The organism is Acinetobacter sp. 789_lipA (assembly GCF_058242845.1).
Genome location: NZ_JBZAYS010000001.1, coordinates 2105857 through 2127365, shown reverse-complemented (window position 1 = coordinate 2127365; position 21509 = coordinate 2105857). Strand labels below are relative to the sequence as shown.

Sequence of the window (21509 nt, the reverse complement as noted above, 5' to 3'; positions counted from 1 at the left end):
GATCTCTCTATTGTTCAGCTAAGTTAAGCCTCGTTTGGGTGCTTACTCGGGAAGAAAAAATGAAAAAAATTCTAGGAATTGCGCTGGGTTTATCTGTTGTTTTAACGGGTTGTAGTAAACCTGAAGCACCTGCAGCAGATGCGGCTAAAACGGATACTGCAGCAGCTGAGCAAACAGTAACCATCGCATCGACTGGGTCTGATGCAGACATTTGGCGCTATATTGCAACTTTGCCAGAAACTAAAGCAGCTGGCTTAAAGTTAGACATTAAAAACTTCACTGACTATGTTGCAATGAACACTGCTGTTGCAAACAATGAAGTCGATGTCAATGCATTCCAATCTTATGCTTACCTTGTAGCATATAACGAAGCGAACACAGCGAAGATTGCTCCACTTTCAACGACCTACCTAGAGCCAATGGGCATCTATTCAAGCAAAGTAAAAACTCTGGCTGAATTTAAAAATGGTGCAACGATTGCGATTCCAAATGACGGTGCGAACGAATCACGTGCATTGTTATTATTACAATCTGCGGGTCTTGTGAAGTTAAAAAATGACTTTGACTTTGTGAAAGGTACATCTCAAGACATCGTTGAAAATAAAAAAGCATTGGTGATTAAACCCATTCAAATGGCAACGGCTGTACGTGTGAAAGACGAAGTTGATGCAATTGTCTTGGGGAATACCCTTGCAATGGAAGGTGGTCTAAACGTATTGAAAGATGCGATTTACTATGAGCCAATCGACCAAACCACGAAAATGAACGTCAACGTTCTTGCTGTGGCTGAAGCGCGTCAAAACGACCCTGTACTGAAAAAAGTCGGTGAGCTTTACCATGTTGCTGCAGTCGGCAAATATGTTCAAGAACATTTTGGCGGCACAAAAATTGATGTGAACAAGCCAGTAAGCTACCTTACTCAAGCTAAATAGTAATATAATCAAATCAACGAAACAGGCAAAGTCTCTTTGCCTGTTTTTTCATTTTTGTGTAGTTTTTGACGATATGATTCAATTTAAAAACATTTCAAAGCACTATCAGCTGAAAGGCCAAACCATTCCTGCACTGGACCAAATCAATTTGGACATTCCAGAAGGCAGTATTTTTGGCGTTATTGGCTATAGTGGTGCAGGTAAAAGTACCCTCATTCGTTTGATCAATTTACTTGAACGCCCAACTCAAGGCCAAGTGATTATCAATCAAAAAGACTTTACTGCATTAGATGCAAAAGCATTACGTCAAGAACGTGCAAATATTGGCATGATTTTCCAGCATTTCAACTTACTGCAAACCAAAACCGTTGCAGCCAATATTGAAATGCCCATGAAACTTTTAGGTTATAGCAAAGCTGAACGTGAAAAGCGTTTGAATGAGCTACTTGAGTTTATTGATCTCAAACACAAAAAAGAAGCTTATCCAGACGAACTTTCGGGTGGTCAAAAACAACGTGTCGGTATTGCACGTGCGCTTGCCAACCATCCTAAAATATTACTTTGTGACGAAGCGACTTCTGCACTCGACCCACAAACCACTAAGTCAGTTTTAGACTTGCTCAAAAAAATCAATCAAGAGCAAGGTATTACCATCGTCATGGTGACACATGAAATGGATGTGATCCAAAGCATCTGCTCACATGTAGCCGTAATGGAACTCGGTAAAGTGGTTGAAACTGGAAAAACAGTGGACCTGTTTAGTCGTCCGCAACATGCAACGACACAGAATTTTATTCAAACGATTTTGCATCAACAGCTACCGATTAAGCTTCTGAATAACCTCGAGCATAAGCATCACCATAGTATTTACCGCTTACAATTTCTTGGTAACTCTGCACACGAAACCGTAATTCAAAACTTAATTAAACAGTTTGATATTAGTCTCAATATCCTGTTTGCCAACATGATTGAAATTGATGGCAATGTGATTGGACAAATGTTTGTTCAGCTTTTGGGCAATGAAAGTCTGATCGCTGAAGCAGTTGAGTTTTTAAAACAACATGGTGTGGCTGTTGAACAATCAGGAGAGCTGGCATGAGAGATTTAATTGTCCAGTGGTTAACTCAAATCACAGCACCTTTTTGGAAAAGCTCTTTATCGATTGATCAGTTTATTACAGCTTTGCAAGAAACATTTCATATGGTGTTTTTTGCAATGCTGTTTGGCTGTATTTGGGGCTTTATTCAGGCCATCATTTTATTGGTCACCCGTCCTGATGGTATTTTGCCCAACAAAGCAATTTATCACAGCCTGAACCCGATTGTGAATGCCCTGCGCTCTCTGCCTTTTATTATTTTACTGATTGCGGTTTTACCTTTAACCAAACTCATCGTCGGTACATCGATTGGCACGTGGGCTGCAATTGTTCCGCTCACCATCTATGTCGGACCATACATTGGTCGTTTGGTGGAAACTTCATTACTTGAAGTGAATGAAGGGATTATCGAATCTGCACAAGCAATGGGTGCAACGCCACTACAAATCATCTTTAAGTTTATTTTACCTGAAGCACGCAGTTCACTGATTTTAAACTTAACCACAGCCACGATTAGCTTAATTGGTGCAACCGCGATGGCTGGGGCCGTGGGTGCAGGCGGTATTGGTGACCTTGCTATATCTTATGGTTATCAACGTTTTGACACCAGTGTCGTGATCCTCACGGTGATTGTGCTGTTGATCATGGTGCAAATTGTACAATCCGTTGGCGATTGGCTATCTAAACTGCGCTAACAAAATCAAGCTCTCAATATTGGGAGCTTTTTTTCAGGTCTAAGTTTTATATAATGCGGCAAACAAAACTTTTAAAAGCTATAACGATGAAAATAACAACTCTATTGATCAGTCTAAGTCTTTTGCCGATGCTCAGCCATGCAGCTTCAAATCCCTATAACTACGTCACCAGTGTGAAAGTGAATCAGGTTGAACTCAATGCACCTGTGACAGCAAATCAAGTCAGTCAATTACTCGCTCCAACGACTGGAAAAACCAGTAAGCTATATGCTGAATGTACAGGCAACTATGAATACACTATTACAAGTGCCCAACCCAAAACCCTAAAGTTTGAGATTTTTAACGAAGATAATCCCAAGATTCAGACTGAAAAATTCTATAAAGACAAAACGAATTTCAAACAACTCGGTCAAACCAAAGGCCGTGTTTGGCTTGACTGGGAAAGCACTCAAGCGATGAGCGAAAACATACGCGTGCAAAATATTCAGATCACACCGAATTATACTTTACAGCAGTTGGTGGTGTTTCAAAAAGTATGCTGAAAAAAAGCAGGTTGGATTTTGATAAAATAGAGAAATGCGAATAACTCTAGAAATCAAGTGTCCAGCCTGCCTAAGTGACAGTATAAAGAAAAATGGCACAAAAGTAGATGGTAAGCAAAATTACCAATGTAAAATATGCAGACGTCAATTTATTGGTGATCATGCTCTCAGTTATCAAGGCTGTCACTCAGGTATCAAAACCAAAATATTACACCTCATGGTGCGAGGCAGTGGTGTCAGGGATATAGCAGAAATTGAAAGAGTAAGTATCGGTAAAGTTCTACGGACACTTAGCCAATCAAAATATCAACTTCGAGCACAGCAAAGTCATTATGAAACCCTTGAAGTAGATGAGTTTTGGACTTTTGTTGGTCATAAGCAAAATAAACAATGGCTAATTTATGCCTATCATCGAGAAACAGGTGAAATTGTTGCTTATGTATGGGGTAACCGAGATTTAGCCACTGCAAAACGACTTAAATTAAAATTGAAGCAGTTAGGTGTAAGCTATACATGTATATCAAGTGACCATTGGGATAGCTTTGTTACGACCTTTAAAGAATGCAAACAGTTGATTGGTAAATTTTTCACTGTGGGTATAGAAGGCAATAATTGTCGATTACGGCATCGAATCAGGCGAGGCTTTAGGAGAAGCTGCAACTTCTCCAAAAAGCTTGAAAATCATTTCAAAGCCTTTGATTTAGTGTTCTTTTATATCAATAATGGATTCGTTTAATGCCAGCATACTTTTTGAAACACCACCCAGCAGTTTAAACAAGACTTTAAATACAGTGCACAAGGTATGGCAGCATCAGGTGAAGCCCAAGTTTTGCTCTTGCAGCCCAATGAAATCAAAGCCTTTCTGAAAGAACCCCAAGACTTTGCCCCACCCTACACGGCTTATCTCAACTTTGGTTTTAAAAATGGGCGGTTAAGCAGCTTTACCATTCAGCAAGCAGTGGCCTGCTAAAGGCTTTTATGCCAAGAAACAATGCGACTGACATTGCCTTTTTTAAGTCGTTTAGAACTTACTGACAATAAAATAAACAGTCCAAACACTGTAGCCTATTAAATTTTGCCAATTCATTTGAATCGCACTCAGAATGAAGGCAGAGCATGTTAAACTATTCAGCGGTTTTTGCAGGGACTCACTTATGCACTTTGTACATCTTGGTATTCATACAGAATTTTCAATCACAGAATCAATTGTACGTATACCTGATTTAGTCAAAGCTGCTAAGGCAGAAGGTATGCCAGCCCTTGCCATTACTGACTTATCTAACTTACATGCTGCTGTAAAATTTTATGGTAAATGCTTAGATAATGGTATCAAACCGATTATGGGTTCAGAAGTTCGCTTGAACGATGCTGAACATCGCGTGACTTTATTAGCAATGAGCAATGTTGGCTGGCGTAATCTAACCGAACTGGTTTCAGAAGGTTTTATCCGAGGTCAACAGCTTGATATTCCTTGCGTTGCAAAAGACTGGATTTTAGAACAAAACCATGACCTGATTGCGCTACTTGGCATGCGATCTGATGTCGGCAAAATGCTTTGTACATCGAATCCGCAAAAAGCTGAACCTTTACTCGAAGAATGGATTGCAAAGTTTGGCAATCGTGTTTATTTGGCTCTATGTCGAACAGAACGCTCCGGTGAAGATGACTTCAATTATGAAGCCATAAAACTGGCTAAAAAATACAATATTGGTGTAGTTGCGCACAACGATGTGCACTTCATGAAAGAAATCGACTTTGAAGCACACGAAGCTCGGGTCTGTATTGCCGATGGTTATGTATTAGGGGATAACCGCCGACCAAAAAATTACTCTCCAGAACAATATTTTAAATCTGGCCAACAAATGGCGGAATTATTTGCAGACATTCCATCTGCAATTGAAAATACTTATCAAATTGCTAAGCGTTGTAACGTTACTCTGCAATTAGGTAAATACTTCCTGCCTGACTACCCTATTCCTGAAGGCCATACCATTGACACCTACTTTGCACATTTATCCAAAGAAGGTTTAGAAGAGCGTTTAGACTTTTTATATCCACCTGAAACGCGTGATGAATACTGGCCTCAAAAACGTAAAGAATATGATGATCGTTTAGAATATGAAATCGGGACCATTCTTAAAATGGGTTTTCCGGGCTATTTCTTGATTGTCATGGACTTCATCCAATGGTCCAAAGGTAATGGCGTTCCCGTTGGTCCGGGTCGTGGTTCAGGTGCAGGTTCACTTGTTGCTTACAGCTTAAAAATTACGGATCTCGATCCTCTCCCATACGGACTACTCTTCGAACGCTTCTTAAACCCAGAACGTGTTTCAATGCCCGATTTCGACGTCGATTTCTGTATTGCTGGTCGTGATCGTGTGATTGACTATGTGGCGCGTACATACGGACGCGATGCAGTATCACAAATTGCCACTTTCGGCACCATGGCAGCCAAAGGTGCTATTCGTGATGTGGCACGTGTCTTGGGTAAATCCTATGGTTTGGCAGACCGAATCTCAAAAATGATTCCGACCAAGCCTTTAGGTCTTAGCCTCGAAGAGTCGATTGAAGCAGAGCCACAGCTTAAAGATATTGTCACTAACCCATCCAACCCAGACAATGACGATGCGGCTGAAATTTGGGAAATGGCATTAAAACTCGAAGGCATTACCCGTAACACAGGTAAACACGCAGGTGGCGTGGTCATTTCCCCGACTAAAATTACCGACTTTTCTGCCGTGATGTGTGATGCAGATGGTACAGGCCGTGTTGCGCAGTACGATAAAGACGATGTTGAATCTGCAGGTCTAGTAAAGTTCGACTTCTTGGGTCTGCGCAACTTAACGGTCATTGAAGATGCCGTGAAGAATATCAATAAGCGCATTCAGCTAGATGTGCCTTTAGACATTGCGTTCATTCCGCTTGATGACAAAGATGCATACCTCATCTTTGCCAATGCCAACACCACAGCGGTCTTCCAGTTTGAATCCGTGGGCATGAAAAAAATGCTCAAGGAAGCACGTCCAAGCAAATTTGAAGAAATTATCGCCTTCGTATCCCTTTACCGTCCGGGCCCAATGGACCTGATTCCAGACTTTATCCACCGTATGCATGGTGGCGAGTTTGAATATCTTCACCCCCTACTTGAAGGTGTACTTGAGCCGACTTACGGCATTATGGTTTACCAAGAACAGGTAATGCAGGCAGCACAGTATTGTGCGGGCTATAGCTTGGGTGGTGCGGACTTACTACGTCGTGCGATGGGTAAGAAAAAGCCCGAAGAAATGGTCAAACAGCGCCAAATTTTCACGGAAGGTGCAGCCAAAAAAGACATTGATGAAGCCACTGCCAACCATATCTTTGACTATATGGAAAAGTTCGCAGGTTATGGCTTTAACAAATCGCATGCCGCTGCCTATGCCCTTGTAGCTTATCAAACGGCATGGCTCAAAGCGCATTATCCAGCTGAATTCTTAGCAGCGGTGATGTCATCGGAAATGCAAAACACCGATAACGTGGTGTTCTTGATTGATGACTGTCGCCACAATGATATAGAGGTATTGCCGCCTTCGGTCAATATGTCTATCTATCAATTCCATGCTTCGGACGATAAAACGATCGTTTATGGACTCGGTGCAATTAAAGGCGTCGGTGAAGCGGCGATGCAGTCGGTCATTGACTCGCGTATTCAAGATGGGCCTTATCGTGATTTGTTTGATTTCTGCCATCGTATTGATCTGAAAAAAATCAATAAACGGACTTTAGAAGCATTGATTCGCTCAGGTGCTTTAGACTGCCTCGGCATTGAGCGCTCAAGCCTAATGGCGCAGCTACCTGAAGCGGTACAAGCGGCAGATCAAGCTCGCTCAAACCGTGAAACAGGCATCATGGACTTGTTTGGTGAGGTTGAAGAAGTACAACGTAAACCCGCCAAACCTGTTAAACCTTGGTCAGATGAAGTCCGTCTCAAAGGTGAAAAAGACACTCTAGGGTTGTATTTAACCGGTCACCCAATTGATGTATATCGCACTGAGTTGAAAGCGTTTATTCCGAATAAAATTAATGAACTTACCCCAACCCGTCGTGGTGTTACTACGGTTTTTGCTGGGCTTGTGGTTGATGTAGCTAACTTCCCGAACCGAATGATGGTGACCTTAGATGATGGTACCTCACGGATCGAAGTCTCTGCGAACCATGAACGCTTTATGCGTTTTAAAGACATCATTCAAAATGAAAAAGTGGTGGTAATTGAAGGTGAAATTTACGAACGTGAAGGTTTTGACCGTCCAATGGGTCGCTTAACCAAAGCATTTACCCTAAATGAAATTCGTCAAAAACGCGCCAACTGTATTCAAATTCGTCTCGACCCAACACATAGCACAAAAACACTGAGCCAAGATTTAAAAAATATTCTTGCACCCTTTTGTAATGTCGATATGTGTAATCACATCCCACTGCAATTGCTGTTGGACTACCCGTATGCCACGGCTGAATTGCACTTAGGGATTAATTGGAAAGTGGCGCCACTGGATGACCTTCTGTCTAAACTGCGTGACTATTTTGGTAAAGAAAATCTTCATGTGGAATATCAAGTCAAATCCAAAGCAGCCAAAGCGGTGAGCTATGAAGAAGCCAAACCTGTAGATGTACCACCGCCCCCTGCGGATATGAGCATGGATGATGCCATGGACTTATATCAAGCTGAAGTCGGTCAGTTCTCTTAATTATTTAAATTTTAAAGATTCATTGGAAAAATCATGAGCCAATTTGACAATGCCGCTGTTTCAGCGCATCTCTCCCATGTGCGTATTGTCATGGTCAATACCACACTCCCTGCAAACATTGGTAGCGCACTGCGCGCCATGAAAACGATGGGACTCTCAAAACTGGTTTTGGTTGCGCCAAAAACCTATCCGCATCCCAATATTGATGCTTTGGCTGCGGGTGCAACTGATTTAATTGAGCAGATTGAAATCGTTGAAACCCTTGCTGATGCCATCAAAGACTGCCATTTAGTGTTTGGCACGAGTGCGCGTAGTCGTACCATTCCTTGGCCTTTGCTAGACGCACGTCCCGCAGCTGAAAAATCAATTTCAGCAGTGGTGAATGATCAGCAAGACGTTGCTGTTGTATTTGGCCGTGAAGACCGCGGACTGACCAACGAAGAACTCGCCATGGCTAACTATCATGTCACCATTCCTGTAAATACAGACTATGGTGTACTAAATGTGGCTCAAGCGATTCAAGTGATTTGTTATGAAATGCGTATGGCCACACTGGCTGCTGTGGAAAGCGGTAAAGATGAAACTGCAACCATGCCTGTAACAGATACTGAGTCTATGCAATGGGATGAGCCTTTGGTCACCCATGAGCAAATGGAACAGTTCTACCCGCACATTGAAAAAATGTTGGCCGAGATTGAATTTTTAGATCCAAAAAATCCTCGATTACTGCCTTTACGCTTGCGTCGTCTTTTTGGACGTATACAATTAGATCGTATGGAATATCATTTACTTCGTGGTATTTTTAGTCGTGTACAAGCTTTAAATAACGGCACATGGAAAAAGTCAAATACGGATCAAACAGAGGATCAATCTAATGCTTAAACAGCTCAAAGAAGATATACATGCTGTATTCGCGCGCGATCCTGCGGCACGAAACACTTTAGAAGTTCTAACCACATATCCAGGCATTCATGCCTTGATCATGCACCGCATGGCGCATGAGTTATGGAAAAAAGAATGTAAAGGCTCAGCTCGTTTATTATCTTCTTTTAGCCGATTTGCAACAGGTATTGAAATTCACCCGGGTGCTAAAATTGGTCGTCGTTTTTTTATTGACCATGGCATGGGCGTCGTGATTGGTGAAACCGCTGAAATTGGCGACGATGTGACCTTATATCACGGTGTCACTTTAGGTGGAACCACATGGAATAAAGGCAAACGTCACCCGACCTTAGAAGACGGTGTGGTGGTTGGTGCTGGTGCTAAAATTTTAGGCCCTTTTACTGTTGGTAAAAATGCGAAAGTCGGCTCAAATGCAGTCGTCACCAAAGCAGTTCCAGCCGACACCACAGCAGTTGGTAACCCTGCACGCTTTATTTCTAAAGATAAACCGAAAGATGAAGCAGAAACACGTCGTCGCGATTATGCAGAAAGTATTGGTTTCCAACCTTATGCTGCAACGCAAGACCAGTCTGATCCAATTCTTGAAGGTATGCGTGTTCTACTTGACCGTATTCAGCTGAATGAGAAACGGATGAGCACCCTATGCCAACGTTTGTCTTTGCTTGATCCAACTTTTAAAAAGCAACAACAAAATGAACAACCCTTTAGTGCTGAAGAATTGAAAATTTTGGAAGATGTACGCCGCGAATGTGAAGCTCAAAGCCTACCATCCAATGACTAAACATGAAAAGTGTTAGTTTTTGAAACCCTGCCTATAGCAAACCTTGCATGTTCATCAGAGTTTTTTTAGACTGACGAACATGCCTTTTATACCACTTCTTAAAATAATGAATGGATGAACCTTATGATGCTTAAACCCTTAGCGGTTGCTGTTCTTGCTGTCTCGTTTTTAACAGCGTGTAGCTCAAACCCAACGAAGAACAATAGCGATACCATCGTTTTTACAGAGCCTGAATTAACTGCACCATTTTATGCACTCAATCCATTTAATTATGATGCGCCACCTCCATTTGAAATTAACTTAAAAAAAGCAGCGGCTCAACCCGTAACTAAAATGGAAGTGACTCGCTCTGACGATCCATCTAAAAAACTGGTTTTAGACACCAATAAACTGATTATTCCAACCGTAAACAGCAAAGACCGTCAGTTGAAGTTTGCCGTACTGGCGGGCGACAATGAAGTCGACATTACTGAAATTGATGACTTCTTACAGTTGGTTGAAGGCAAAGCCCGTCACTACCCACCACGCTTTACAGAACGCCAAGAACGTAAAGGTTTTGAGTTAAAACTAAAAGAAGTGACACAACAGCTCGATACGTTAGCGTCGAAAGACAATGCTTCATTTGATGTACTGGTTCGTGCGTTCAAAGCTAGCGTTATGGCACGTAATTTAGACCTTGGTTCAGTCTATACCACCAAGTCTTTGGCTTATGCACAGCGTATTTTAAAAATTAACCAAGAAGACCCTGAAGCAAACTTCTGGTTCGGTTTTGCCTTGTCTGAAGGTGGTGGTCAACGTGAAGCGATGCCATACCTCGATAAAGCAATGAAATCTGGTGTTCAAGAAGCCTATTTAGCGACAGCAAATAACTACATCGCGATGGAACAAAAGAAAAATGCGGTGCAAACCTTGAAAAACTACAAGCTGAAATATCCGCAAGAAGCTGAAGTTGCGGATCGCTTGATTAATGAAATTGAAAAACAAGGTCGTTGGAATGTTTGGCAAGTTCTAAATACTGCAAAATAATCCCATCATTTATGATGTACCTAAAAATAGACCGAATTTTCGGTCTATTTTTATTTTAGGCGAATTGATAAATCCGAGAATTATCGTATGATTTAAAAAATTCAAAAGAATAAACGGTAGTCGACGCTTTTTATGCCTAAATACATCCGTAGCACCTTGATGATGACCACTCTCGTTTCGCTTTTGAGTGGTTGCCAAGTGGTCAGTGTGAAAAATCAATCACTGAACGTCACGATTACCAATGAGCGTGAGAGTATTTTAACGCGGGATAAGCTCAGTGAAGCGAGTCTAAACGTGCTGTCTATGACAGGCCGAGAAGCAAAAATCTGTTCAGAGCAACCTGAGGAATGTGTCAGCGAACTCAAACAAATTCCACAAATTCAAGATGAACAGCTCCTCTCTACTGCTAGCGAACTTTATCTCGCTAAAGCACTTTCCTTAGAAAAATCATCAGCCTGTAAAGTGAGTATTTTAGCCAAGACCCAGTCGGAAGAAAAACAGGCGCTGCAAAAACAAAACTACCAAAGCTGCTTAGATCAACAACTTGGCATGCTGGATAAAAGCATTCGCTATAGTTATGCCTACATGTTTAACACCAAACGTGGCCCGCAAGACCGTATTTTTGATAACAGACAAGTCCAACTCCGTGACTTTTATAACCAAGCTATCGCTAAACTTGTAAATAGTTATGGCCTGCGCCATGGGCCATCTGAAGTCGGTAATCAAATAAAAGTGGGACAAAGTATTTACCGCATAAATTATGATAACTACCCACTTTTAAAAAACCGTCAAGTTGAACAACTGATGTCAACTTACAATATGAACTTTTCAGGCCTGCGCTCTATCACACGTCGCGATGGTTTTGGTTCAGAGTTTCTGATTGTCCTCCCACCTGAGCACAATGACACCTCACCCGAAAAAGCCAAATATATTGTCGATCCACTGCATTATCAGTACACCAATGGTCGTAATCCTAACATTCACAATGCCCGTTATTTAGCAGCAACTATTACCGCACAGCCACGCTCTGCATCCAGTATCGATGAGATCTTAAACAACCCTGAGTTTGAAATCTCAGCTTATGATCCCTATAAGTTTGAATCTGCGAAAATTGCAGGCAAAAGTTACCCTCTTGCTGCAAACTTTTCTGCGCCTTATGGCTTATGGTTAGCACAAAACAATTTAGGTAAAGCCGCGTATTTATCACTGATTGATCGTGATGCACGCCTCACTATGCCGCACCTATACATGCTTGAGCCGTACAACCCAAATAAAAAAGTGGTGGTGCTCGTTCACGGACTAGCCAGTAGTCCAGAGGCATGGATTCGTCTGACGAATGATGTAATGGGCGATCCCGTACTACGTGAGCACTATCAAGTTTGGCAAGTGTTCTACTCGACCAATATGCCAATTTTGGAAAGTCGTTTCCAAATCTATGCAATCATTCAACAAAGTTTTAATTTGGTCGATAGCAAAGCGCCTGCCAAAAAGGATGCCGTGCTAGTGGGTCATAGTATGGGCGGTATTATTGCACGGCTTTTGGTAAGCGATGCTGACTTAACCCCTGCGGCAATGAAACTGCTACCCAATCGACGTGCGCAACAATTTAAAAATGACCCTCTGTTTAAATCACGTCTCGACATTCAACCGATTCCAAACTTTAGTCGGGCCATTTTCTTGGCAGCACCACATCGTGGGACAGAGTTTGCTGACCGCTGGTTTACCCTTGCGGCACGTAAAGTCATTCGTCTACCAGGTGCGTTTTTGGGGGCACTGACCGATGTTATACAAAGTAGTGACCCTGACCTACAAGCCTTCATTAAAGATGTCGATAATGGACTCATTCAAAATGGGCCAAGTGATCTCAGCAAAAACTCTAACTTTACTCGGTTAACTAAAAACGTCGTTCCATACAAAGGCATGAAATTCCACAGTATCATGGGGAATGCGACCAAAAGTGATGACCTCAATATCATTACAGACGATGTCGTGCCTTATACGAGTGCCCATCTAGATGGTGCATTGTCTGAGAACATTATTAAAGGGGGACATTCTATTCAAGAAACGCCTGAAGCTGTTCTTGAGTTACGTCGTATCCTGCGGTTGCACCTGACTGAACTTGGTCTGTATAAGCCTTAAATCCTTAAAAGCCTAAACAGATGTTTAGGCTTTTTATTTTTGCTTTACACCTAACGCCTACAACAATAATCACTTGGCTGTTTAACAACTGTTCGCTTTATAGATGATTTATTGTTTAGTCGTTTTCAATTTTGCTAAGATATTACCATTCATACAATAGCTGTTCATAGCGCATAAATACACACGGTAAGCGGTGTCGCTCGGTCTATTTTTATATTGTGTATTTTCAAAGATTTAAGGATTTCACCTACATGAGCAATTCGGGAATCATAACTGATTTGTCCACCCTCACCCCTATGATGCAACAGTACATGGGCGTCAAAATGCAACATCCGCACTCTTTGATGTTCTATCGTATGGGGGACTTCTACGAGCTATTTTTTGAAGATGCACACAAGGCCGCTAAACTTCTCGGAATTACCTTGACCCATCGTGGCAAAGCCAATGGTGAACCCATCCCTATGGCAGGTGTTCCTTACCATGCAGCTGAAGGCTACCTTGCTCGCTTGGTGAAAAAAGGCGAAACCGTCGTTATTTGCGAGCAAATTGGTGAAGTTACAGGTAAGGCCCCTGTTGAACGTGGCGTTGTCCGGATTATTACACCAGGTACGCTGACTGACGATGCCTTACTGACGGCACATCAAAGTTCAAACCTTGTGGCGCTTTGCGTACAACAAAATGAAATTGGTATTGCATTGTTAGATTTAAGTGCAGGTTTATTCAAAGTTCAACAACAAGAGTTTCAACTTGAGCAACTGGGTATTGAACTGTCTCGCCTCATGCCAAGTGAAATTTTGGTCGATGAAAATATTGTCGACCCCAACATCATTGAACACATTAAAAAACTGCTCGACTGCCCTGTAACACGCCGTCCAAATGTCGACTTTAATTTAAACAATGCACAAAAAACTTTATGCGATCAGTTTGCTGTATCGACTTTAGCTGGTTTCGGTATTGACCATTTACCGCTTGCCAAAGCAGCAGCAGCATCCCTGATTCATTATGCCAAAGAAACGCAAAAGACTGCCTTACCACATATTCGCTCTATTCAGCTTGAACAAAGCAGTGATTTCATTGCGCTTGATCCTGTGACACGTAAAAACTTAGAGCTGGTTGAGCCTCTGTTTGAACATGGCACGTCATTATTTCAACTCATCAATGACTGTCAAACTGCAATGGGTGGACGTTTACTTAGTCGTACACTGATGCAGCCCTTACGCGATACAAAGCTGCTAGATGCACGTTTAGATGCCACCAAGAGTCTTGTGGATGGTTACCATGAATCACCAGTCCGTTTAGTATTAAAAGAGATTGGAGACATTGAACGTGTTCTCAGCCGTGTGGCTTTAGGCAGTGCCCGTCCGCGTGACTTAGTGCAACTGCGCCAGGCCTGTGCGCAAGTCCCTTATTTACGTCATGCCATTCAACCCGTGATCCAAAGCAAACAGTCTGCACTCATTAGCCAATTGAATGAGGAATTGGGTGATTTCCATGGCTTACATCAACGTTTAATGTCCGCCATCGTTGAACATCCACCTGTGCTTTTACGGGATGGAAATGTAATAGCCGAAGGCTTCGATCATGAACTGGATGAACTGCGTAAAATCCGCGATCATGCAGGACAGTACTTGATCGACCTTGAAATTCAAGAACGTCAAAATACTGGAATTTCGACCTTAAAAATTGGCTATAACCGTGTCAGTGGGTACTACATTGAACTGACCCGTGCACAAGCCGAGCAAGCACCTGATCACTACATTCGTCGTCAAACCTTGAAAAATGCGGAGCGTTATATCACGCCTGAGCTGAAAACCTTTGAAGACAAAGTACTTTCGAGTGAGTCCCGTGCATTAGCTCGCGAAAAAATGCTGTTCGAAATGCTCTTAGATGAACTGCGCGCCGACATTGGTCATTTACAAATGATGAGTAGCGCTATTGCGCAAATCGACCTCTTAGCCAACTTTGCACATCAGGCTCGCTTACGCAATTGGTCACGTCCTGAGTATAGCCCAGAAATTGGGGTTAAAATTATTGCGGGACGTCATCCAGTGGTTGAGGCTTTGAACAAAGCCACATTTACACCGAATGACACGACACTTGATTTTAACCACCGCATGGCCATTATTACCGGTCCTAACATGGGGGGTAAATCAACCTTTATGCGTCAAACGGCTTTAATTAGCCTATTGGCCTATTGTGGCTCATATGTACCAGCCCAATCGGCAGTATTAGGTCCTATTGATCGAATCTTTACCCGCATTGGTTCTGCGGACGACCTATCTACAGGCAAATCGACCTTTATGGTGGAAATGACTGAGACCTCGCAAATCCTACATCATGCAACCAATCAGTCACTGGTTTTGATGGATGAAGTTGGTCGTGGCACCAGTACCTATGATGGTTTATCTTTGGCATGGGCTTGCGTACTTGACTTAACTAAACGTATTAAATGCTTATGTTTATTTGCCACACACTACTTTGAACTGACCGAGCTGGCGAAAGAAACTGCTATTGATAACTACCATGTCACTGCAAAAGAACTCAATGGCAACCTCATTTTGTTACATAAAGTCCAACATGGGCCAGCGAGTCAAAGTCACGGCTTACAAGTAGCAAAATTAGCAGGTATTCCTGCCAGTGTGATCAAAGAAGCACAAAATCGTCTGAAAATTTTAGAGAAGCAACAACTGCAAAAACCTAAAGTCATTCAAAATGATTTGTTTGCTGTAATAGAAACGCCTGAACTTGAAATTATTGAACGTGTGGTCGAAATTGAGAAACCTTCTGCCGCACTTGAACTACTCAAGAGCATTGATGTCGATAACTTAAGCCCACGTGAAGCGTTACAGCAGCTTTATGCATTGAAAGATCAGTTACATTCATAGTAGTTTTCTATTTTTGTAACCCATCTAGACCGTCAAAATGACGGTCTTTTTTATTGTCAAAAGCAGTTTTCAGCAAAATGTTCAGTTTTTATCAAATTTAACAGCAAGAAACTCAATCATACTTAATTTTTATACAGGACAATCAGTTCACCAATGGATTAGTAATACCAACTCATAAATGACTAAGTTCTATGCATTCAGATCAAAAATTACATGGAATGATTTTGATATTGGAATCTCTTTACCATTTGCAGATGTGACATAAGTTGCACCTAAAAAACTATTATTTAAGTTATTGTTTTCTATAATTTCTTAAAGCTCGATTTCTCCCATAAAAACCCCTTTAAAATCAATACACATTCTAATAAAAATCATAAACATAGTCTTATTTCACGCATATAAATAACAAATATCAATAAAAGCAATTGTTAGTTGGTGCTGTTTTTGCCTAAAATACACATTAGTTATTAGAACCATATTTTTAGGTAGCCTTCGCCATGACCTTTGTTGTCACTGAAAATTGTATTAAATGTAAATATCAAGACTGCGTAGAAGTTTGTCCAGTAGACTGTTTCTATGAAGGTCCAAACTTTCTAGTGATCAATCCGGATGAATGTATCGATTGCGCACTTTGTGAACCTGAATGTCCAGCAAATGCAATTTTCTCTGAAGATGAACTGCCAGAAGGTCAAGAAGTATTTATTGAACTAAATGCTGAGTTATCACAAACTTGGCCAAACATCACCCAGATTGGTGACCAACCTGCTGACCGTGAAGAATGGAATGGTAAAGCAGATAAGTTACAATACTTAGAAAAGTAAGCCACAAAAAGATCAGCATAAGCTGATCTTTTTTTATACCTAAAACACACATTTGATTGCAATATTTCCAATTTTTCCTCACAAATTTGGATTAAAATAATAGGCGTATTTTTTAAATATTTGATTTCTATAATGAAGAAATTTTTAAAGGGATTATTTGCGGTTAGCATAATCCCCTTGGTGATGATTGGCTGTACGACTTCATCCCACAAAGGACAGACCATCACAACTCCTGATGGAAAACGCATTTTTATCCCGCAAGAGAAAATTAGTTTTGACCGCCCTGCTCCACCTAAAATTATTCCTTATAACTACAATTCATGGATGTCTGTCGGTGACACGCTAGCACGCGTACGTGAGTATGAAGTTTTTCTTGAACGCAATGGTGTGGGAAATATCATCCCAAGCTTTGAACTGCTCAGAACAGCGCGTGATTGGCAAAAATGTGGTCGTTCACAGTACATGATTCCAAACCGTGAACTTTGGAAAAACCAAATTGCGACCTTAAAAGTTTTTAAATACTTAGTTGCAGCCAAAGTACTGACCGATTTTGAAGTCACTTCAGTTTATCGAGATCTGCCTTTAAACCAATGTGCTGGCGGTGCAAACTCGTCACGCCACTTATTCAATTCTGCCATCGATTTTCGAATTGGGTCTGAAAACCCACAACCCGAAGATTATGCTTATATTGAAAATACAAAATATCGTCTATGCCAATTTTGGACCCAGCATGGTCAGAGCTTGAACATGGGCTTAGGTTTATATGCTTCTGGTCAGATTCACATTGATACCCAAGGATATCGTACATGGGGCCCAGACCTCAGTCGCAATTCTTCGATGTGTAGTTACTAGTTTTTAAAAATTAAAAGAGGTCAATATGACCTCTTTTTTTGAGCATTGATTTCAACAAATATGGTCGGAAAAATTGCACTCTGAAAATAAAAGTTTAAAATGCTCCACATCGCAACCAAGGTGAACATGCTATGCAACAAATGTGGACAGAGATTGATAACTATATCGATGCACATTTAATTCCTGAAGATCCCATTCTACTGCAAACTTTAGAAAATACAGAGAAGCATGGTTTTCCAGATCACTTAGCTGTTGCACCGAACCAAGGTATGCTTTTACAGATGTTGATTCAAATGAATCAGTGTAAACGTGTGCTAGAACTCGGCACTTTTGCTGCGTATAGCACCATGTGGTTAGCGCGTGCCTTACCTGAAGATGGTTATATTTTAACGATTGAAGGACGTGATACGCATGCCGCGATGGGCCAAGAAAATATCGACAAAGCTCAGCTTAAACAAACCATTGAACTCAAATGTGGACGTGCAGCAGATATCCTTAAATCACTGCCTGCAGACATTGAACCTTTCGACTTTATTTTTATTGATGCCGATAAACAAAGCTACCCAGAGTATTTGGAATTAAGCCTGAACCTATCTCATTCAGGTACTTTGATTTTCCTTGATAACGTGATTCGTGCAGGCGATATTATCAATCCTGAAAATCACAAACCAAGTATTGAAGGGATTCGAGATATGTTCAAAGCGATGCAAAGCCATCCGAAAATTTTGTCTTGCACCGCACTTCAAACTGTCGGTAGCAAAGGACATGATGGATTTGCCTTAGCCATTGTAAAATAAGTCAAAATTTAGATTAAAAAACAATCGATTAATTTAAGCTTATATAAATTATAAACTTACATTTACTGTCCATATAGTTATCCACAATTAATGCGGATAACTATGGATAAAACAGTTCCAATTTAGAGAATTCACTCTAAATTAACGGGCGACCAGTAAGGGAACTTTGGCATTCCTAAAAATGGTGGTTGCAATGCTGCCCAAGAAGAACTGATGAATTTTACTGTGGCTGAACGCACCAAGCACAATCAGTTGTATGCCATGCTCATTTTGGTATTCCAGAATATTTTCAGCCACGTCGCCATAACGATATTCTGTAATCACATCCAAATTCGCATCTTTCAGATACTGTTCAGGCTCTCTTAAAATTTCAGGGTGGTCCCCGACATAGACCAAATGGCATTGTAAGAGGCGCAGTAGATCACTTTGCGCAATCCGCTTCATCATCTTCACACACGTCGGTGAATACTCGTAGGCAAAGATAAAGCGCGTAGGTGGCTTAAAGCTATCACCTACCGTCATGACGGTACAGTTTGCACCACGGATAAAGTTTTCAACATTACTGCCCAATGGTTTATTGCGTTCAGCCGATTTCTCACCCACACGGCCAATCACCACAATGTCATCTTCATGCAATAAGTTAAAACTTTGCTCTAGAAAGTCACCCTTTTCTTGAATATGCGTTGTATGTAGGCCATGCGTTTCGAGAATGAGTTTAGAAATATGATCGAGCAAATTATTGCTATAACTGAGCGCAAGTTCACTTTGTTTTTGCTCTAATTCAGCCAGCTCTTTAAGCAACATTGCATTGCTTTCAAATCCAATTACCCCGCTAATTTCACCTAAGTGATAACTTGCAGGATAATAATCCAAAACTTGTAAAAGGACCAATTCCCGCCCCGTCTGTTTTGCAATCCATGCCGCAGCTTCTGCTAGAGCATTGATACAAGGGGAAGAATCAATACATGCAATGACTCGTTTCATTATCGCCTCTCATTACACCGCATTTGGTATAAGGTCTCATTGTTGTTCTAAACTTAGCATATCTTTTTTTTTGATGGCAGGTTTTTATGTAATTAAGTATTGATAAATGTTCAATATTCTTTGATATCTTAATCACGTAAACGGATAAACTGTGCAGGATTTCCAGCAACAATCGATTGCTCGGCGATATCTTTAGTCACCATGCTATTCATCCCCACTACAGCATGTGCACCAATTTTCACCCCATCTTTCACGCCCACATGTGCACCCAACCAAACATCCCGACCAATTTCTATCCCTTGTGAACGCACAGGTTGTTGATAAATCGGATCACTGAGCGCCATGCCATGATCAAAGGCATATAAGTGACAATAGGCTGCAATACGCACTTGATCATGTAACTTAATCCCCACACGACCACCATCTAAAATACAATGGTGGTTGATCGCGACTTCGCTGCCAATCTCTAGAGGCCCATGCAAAGTACAATCGGCAGCAATAAAAGTGTTGTCCCCAATGACAATTTTGCGACCAGGCTCTGCAAAAATGTGTGCCAATGGAGAAATAAAACAGTTTTGACCAATTTCAACGGTTTCCATTTCCATTAGATAAGCTTGGTATTCTTGCTGCCATACTTCAGCCCACACACGGTTTTTAGGCTTGAGCGACCAATACAACCAGGGCATATAGTTTAAGCGATGCTTATGCTGCTCACGATATTTTAATAAGGGATCAGTCATGATGGTCATCCACAATTTTTAAGGCTTCACGTCCACGGGTCACATCTTGTATTTTAAGAGCGAGCGCTTCAATCTGATGCACTTGTAATAATGCCTCTACAAGCACGCCATCCGCAGTATATTGCTCATTAAATTCAATCTGCTGGCTATTCAGCTCATACTGGAAAATCGCCCATTCATTAAATTGGCAGGCAAAATGCACTTTTTTCTTCTCAATGAGCTCTATTTTTTCAGCCAATAGTAAACACTGCCCTGCAGTTCCACCATAAGCACGTACCAGCCCGCCTGTGCCTAACTTGACACCACCATACCAACGATTGACCAAAACCAAAACATTGGTCAGTTCATTTCCTTCAATGGTCGCTAAAATAGGACGACCTGCAGTACCTGAAGGTTCACCGTCATCATTAAAACGAACATTATGACCAATTTTCCATGCCCAGCACTGATGCGTGGTACTGATATCTTTATATTGCTCTAGAAAATCTTTAACGGCTTGTTCATTTTCTACAGGCACAGCAAAAGCTTGAAAACGACTTTTTTTAATGTCTTCTTCATAGCTCACTAAACTAGAGATGGTAAATGGCATAGCGTAATTTTAAAAAAATTCACAAAAAATTATAACGTATTTTCAATCAGCTATCGTATGAAAATGGCTTTTCGCATTAAGCCAATACGAAATAAAAAGATATGCATACTGTGAAGCATGCTGAAAAAGCGATTTCAAAAGGATGGCAGGGCGCGCGGTTTGAATATAAAGGAATGCCCTATTCTTAATTCAATACAAAGCGATGGATTAAAAATATGAGGTGGTGTTTCAAAAAGTATGCTGAAAAAAAGCAGGTTGGATTTTGATAAAATAGAGAAATGCGAATAACTCTAGAAATCAAGTGTCCAGCCTGCCTAAGTGACAGTATAAAGAAAAATGGCACAAAAGTAGATGGTAAGCAAAATTACCAATGTAAAATATGCAGACGTCAATTTATTGGTGATCATGCTCTCAGTTATCAAGGCTGTCACTCAGGTATCAAAACCAAAATATTACACCTCATGGTGCGAGGCAGTGGTGTCAGGGATATAGCAGAAATTGAAAGAGTAAGTATCGGTAAAGTTCTACGGACACTTAGCCAATCAAAATATCAACTTCGAGCACAGCAAAGTCATTATGAAACCCTTGAAGTAGATGAGTTTTGGACTTTTGTTGGTCATAAGCAAAATAAACAATGGCTAATTTATGCCTATCATCGAGAAACAGGTGAAATTGTTGCTTATGTATGGGGTAACCGAGATTTAGCCACTGCAAAACGACTTAAATTAAAATTGAAGCAGTTAGGTGTAAGCTATACATGTATATCAAGTGACCATTGGGATAGCTTTGTTACGACCTTTAAAGAATGCAAACAGTTGATTGGTAAATTTTTCACTGTGGGTATAGAAGGCAATAATTGTCGATTACGGCATCGAATCAGGCGAGGCTTTAGGAGAAGCTGCAACTTCTCCAAAAAGCTTGAAAATCATTTCAAAGCCTTTGATTTAGTGTTCTTTTATATCAATAATGGATTCGTTTAATGCCAGCATACTTTTTGAAACAC

The 21509-nt window shown here is 41.1% G+C and carries 19 protein-coding genes; 16 read left to right on the top strand and 3 right to left on the bottom strand.

Annotated features, from left to right (window positions below; genetic code table 11):
* The first annotated feature begins 59 nt into the window (after nt 1-59).
* The 15 genes from AC4CUZ_RS10380 (at nt 60) to AC4CUZ_RS10310 (ending at nt 18193) form a co-directional block, all read left to right on the top strand.
* Nucleotides 60-932, top strand: coding sequence for a MetQ/NlpA family ABC transporter substrate-binding protein (locus tag AC4CUZ_RS10380; protein WP_419380816.1), 873 nt, complete (start codon nt 60-62; stop codon nt 930-932).
* A gap of 73 nt (nt 933-1005) precedes the next feature.
* Nucleotides 1006-2031: a methionine ABC transporter ATP-binding protein gene (locus AC4CUZ_RS10375; protein ID WP_490747569.1), complete on the top strand. Its 1026-nt coding sequence runs from the start codon at nt 1006-1008 to the stop codon at nt 2029-2031.
* On the top strand, nt 2028-2723 hold the full coding sequence (locus AC4CUZ_RS10370) for a methionine ABC transporter permease (RefSeq protein WP_004696373.1): 696 nt from the start codon (nt 2028-2030) through the stop codon (nt 2721-2723). The genes AC4CUZ_RS10375 and AC4CUZ_RS10370 overlap by 4 nt, the downstream gene beginning before the upstream one ends.
* A gap of 86 nt (nt 2724-2809) precedes the next feature.
* Nucleotides 2810-3265 carry a hypothetical protein gene (locus AC4CUZ_RS10365; RefSeq protein ID WP_490747568.1) on the top strand — a complete coding sequence of 152 codons (456 nt, stop codon included), beginning with the start codon at nt 2810-2812 and terminating at the stop codon, nt 3263-3265.
* Nucleotides 3266-3299: 34 nt separating this feature from the next.
* The gene (locus AC4CUZ_RS10360; protein ID WP_004282341.1) at nt 3300-4001 is read left to right on the top strand and encodes an IS1 family transposase; all 702 of its coding nucleotides are present in this window, start codon (nt 3300-3302) and stop codon (nt 3999-4001) included.
* Nucleotides 4002-4067: 66 nt separating this feature from the next.
* Complete coding sequence (locus tag AC4CUZ_RS10355; protein WP_490747567.1) at nt 4068-4235, top strand: hypothetical protein; 168 nt, start codon at nt 4068-4070, stop codon at nt 4233-4235.
* Nucleotides 4236-4419: 184 nt separating this feature from the next.
* The gene (gene dnaE, locus AC4CUZ_RS10350; RefSeq protein ID WP_490747566.1) at nt 4420-7989 is read left to right on the top strand and encodes a DNA polymerase III subunit alpha; all 3570 of its coding nucleotides are present in this window, start codon (nt 4420-4422) and stop codon (nt 7987-7989) included.
* 33 nt (nt 7990-8022) lie between these two features.
* Entirely contained in the window at nt 8023-8871 is an 849-nt protein-coding gene (locus AC4CUZ_RS10345) for an RNA methyltransferase (protein ID WP_419380812.1), read from the top strand.
* The gene (gene cysE, locus AC4CUZ_RS10340; protein WP_490747565.1) at nt 8864-9673 is read left to right on the top strand and encodes a serine O-acetyltransferase; all 810 of its coding nucleotides are present in this window, start codon (nt 8864-8866) and stop codon (nt 9671-9673) included. Before AC4CUZ_RS10345 ends, cysE begins: the two co-directional genes overlap by 8 nt.
* Before the next feature lie 123 nt (nt 9674-9796).
* A complete protein-coding gene (locus AC4CUZ_RS10335; RefSeq protein ID WP_078425893.1) occupies nt 9797-10699 on the top strand; it encodes an ABUW_2363 family tetratricopeptide repeat lipoprotein in 903 nt (300 codons plus the stop codon).
* Between the two features lie 132 nt (nt 10700-10831).
* Nucleotides 10832-12838 carry an esterase/lipase family protein gene (locus AC4CUZ_RS10330; RefSeq protein ID WP_490747564.1) on the top strand — a complete coding sequence of 669 codons (2007 nt, stop codon included), beginning with the start codon at nt 10832-10834 and terminating at the stop codon, nt 12836-12838.
* A 251-nt stretch (nt 12839-13089) separates the two neighbouring features.
* Complete coding sequence (gene mutS / locus AC4CUZ_RS10325; protein ID WP_419380810.1) at nt 13090-15723, top strand: DNA mismatch repair protein MutS; 2634 nt, start codon at nt 13090-13092, stop codon at nt 15721-15723.
* A 497-nt stretch (nt 15724-16220) separates the two neighbouring features.
* A complete protein-coding gene (fdxA, locus tag AC4CUZ_RS10320) occupies nt 16221-16544 on the top strand; it encodes a ferredoxin FdxA (RefSeq protein WP_004696359.1) in 324 nt (107 codons plus the stop codon).
* Between the two features lie 132 nt (nt 16545-16676).
* Nucleotides 16677-17396 carry a D-Ala-D-Ala carboxypeptidase family metallohydrolase gene (locus AC4CUZ_RS10315; RefSeq protein ID WP_005400653.1) on the top strand — a complete coding sequence of 240 codons (720 nt, stop codon included), beginning with the start codon at nt 16677-16679 and terminating at the stop codon, nt 17394-17396.
* 131 nt (nt 17397-17527) lie between these two features.
* Nucleotides 17528-18193, top strand: coding sequence for an O-methyltransferase (locus tag AC4CUZ_RS10310; protein ID WP_078389211.1), 666 nt, complete (start codon nt 17528-17530; stop codon nt 18191-18193).
* Nucleotides 18194-18334: 141 nt separating this feature from the next.
* Here AC4CUZ_RS10310 and AC4CUZ_RS10305 read toward each other — a convergent pair whose 3' ends face one another.
* From AC4CUZ_RS10305 to AC4CUZ_RS10295, 3 genes are all read right to left on the bottom strand, one after another.
* Nucleotides 18335-19177 carry a universal stress protein gene (locus tag AC4CUZ_RS10305; RefSeq protein WP_004696353.1) on the bottom strand — a complete coding sequence of 281 codons (843 nt, stop codon included), beginning with the start codon at nt 19175-19177 and terminating at the stop codon, nt 18335-18337.
* A 128-nt stretch (nt 19178-19305) separates the two neighbouring features.
* Nucleotides 19306-19917 carry an acyltransferase gene (locus AC4CUZ_RS10300; protein WP_062033549.1) on the bottom strand — a complete coding sequence of 204 codons (612 nt, stop codon included), beginning with the start codon at nt 19915-19917 and terminating at the stop codon, nt 19306-19308.
* A complete protein-coding gene (locus tag AC4CUZ_RS10295) occupies nt 19910-20506 on the bottom strand; it encodes an IMPACT family protein (RefSeq protein WP_078389212.1) in 597 nt (198 codons plus the stop codon). Before AC4CUZ_RS10295 ends, AC4CUZ_RS10300 begins: the two co-directional genes overlap by 8 nt.
* Nucleotides 20507-20784: 278 nt before the next feature.
* Here AC4CUZ_RS10295 and AC4CUZ_RS10290 point away from each other — a divergent pair, with 278 nt between their 5' ends.
* Complete coding sequence (locus AC4CUZ_RS10290) at nt 20785-21486, top strand: IS1 family transposase (protein WP_004282341.1); 702 nt, start codon at nt 20785-20787, stop codon at nt 21484-21486.
* The last annotated feature ends 23 nt before the right edge of the window (nt 21487-21509 follow it).

Excerpts from the sequence above, each read along its gene's own strand:
- AC4CUZ_RS10380 (WP_419380816.1), top strand. The coding sequence starts at position 60 with ATGAAAAAAATTCTAGGAATTGCGCTGGGTTTATCTGTTGTTTTAACG.
- AC4CUZ_RS10375 (WP_490747569.1), top strand. The coding sequence starts at position 1,006 with ATGATTCAATTTAAAAACATTTCAAAGCACTATCAGCTGAAAGGCCAA.
- AC4CUZ_RS10370 (WP_004696373.1), top strand. The coding sequence starts at position 2,028 with ATGAGAGATTTAATTGTCCAGTGGTTAACTCAAATCACAGCACCTTTT.
- AC4CUZ_RS10365 (WP_490747568.1), top strand. The coding sequence starts at position 2,810 with ATGAAAATAACAACTCTATTGATCAGTCTAAGTCTTTTGCCGATGCTC.
- AC4CUZ_RS10360 (WP_004282341.1), top strand. The coding sequence starts at position 3,300 with ATGCGAATAACTCTAGAAATCAAGTGTCCAGCCTGCCTAAGTGACAGT.
- AC4CUZ_RS10355 (WP_490747567.1), top strand. The coding sequence starts at position 4,068 with ATGGCAGCATCAGGTGAAGCCCAAGTTTTGCTCTTGCAGCCCAATGAA.
- dnaE (WP_490747566.1), top strand. The coding sequence starts at position 4,420 with ATGCACTTTGTACATCTTGGTATTCATACAGAATTTTCAATCACAGAA.
- AC4CUZ_RS10345 (WP_419380812.1), top strand. The coding sequence starts at position 8,023 with ATGAGCCAATTTGACAATGCCGCTGTTTCAGCGCATCTCTCCCATGTG.
- cysE (WP_490747565.1), top strand. The coding sequence starts at position 8,864 with ATGCTTAAACAGCTCAAAGAAGATATACATGCTGTATTCGCGCGCGAT.
- AC4CUZ_RS10335 (WP_078425893.1), top strand. The coding sequence starts at position 9,797 with ATGATGCTTAAACCCTTAGCGGTTGCTGTTCTTGCTGTCTCGTTTTTA.
- AC4CUZ_RS10330 (WP_490747564.1), top strand. The coding sequence starts at position 10,832 with ATGCCTAAATACATCCGTAGCACCTTGATGATGACCACTCTCGTTTCG.
- mutS (WP_419380810.1), top strand. The coding sequence starts at position 13,090 with ATGAGCAATTCGGGAATCATAACTGATTTGTCCACCCTCACCCCTATG.
- fdxA (WP_004696359.1), top strand. The coding sequence starts at position 16,221 with ATGACCTTTGTTGTCACTGAAAATTGTATTAAATGTAAATATCAAGAC.
- AC4CUZ_RS10315 (WP_005400653.1), top strand. The coding sequence starts at position 16,677 with ATGAAGAAATTTTTAAAGGGATTATTTGCGGTTAGCATAATCCCCTTG.
- AC4CUZ_RS10310 (WP_078389211.1), top strand. The coding sequence starts at position 17,528 with ATGCAACAAATGTGGACAGAGATTGATAACTATATCGATGCACATTTA.
- AC4CUZ_RS10305 (WP_004696353.1), bottom strand. The coding sequence starts at position 19,177 with ATGAAACGAGTCATTGCATGTATTGATTCTTCCCCTTGTATCAATGCT.
- AC4CUZ_RS10300 (WP_062033549.1), bottom strand. The coding sequence starts at position 19,917 with ATGACTGATCCCTTATTAAAATATCGTGAGCAGCATAAGCATCGCTTA.
- AC4CUZ_RS10295 (WP_078389212.1), bottom strand. The coding sequence starts at position 20,506 with ATGCCATTTACCATCTCTAGTTTAGTGAGCTATGAAGAAGACATTAAA.
- AC4CUZ_RS10290 (WP_004282341.1), top strand. The coding sequence starts at position 20,785 with ATGCGAATAACTCTAGAAATCAAGTGTCCAGCCTGCCTAAGTGACAGT.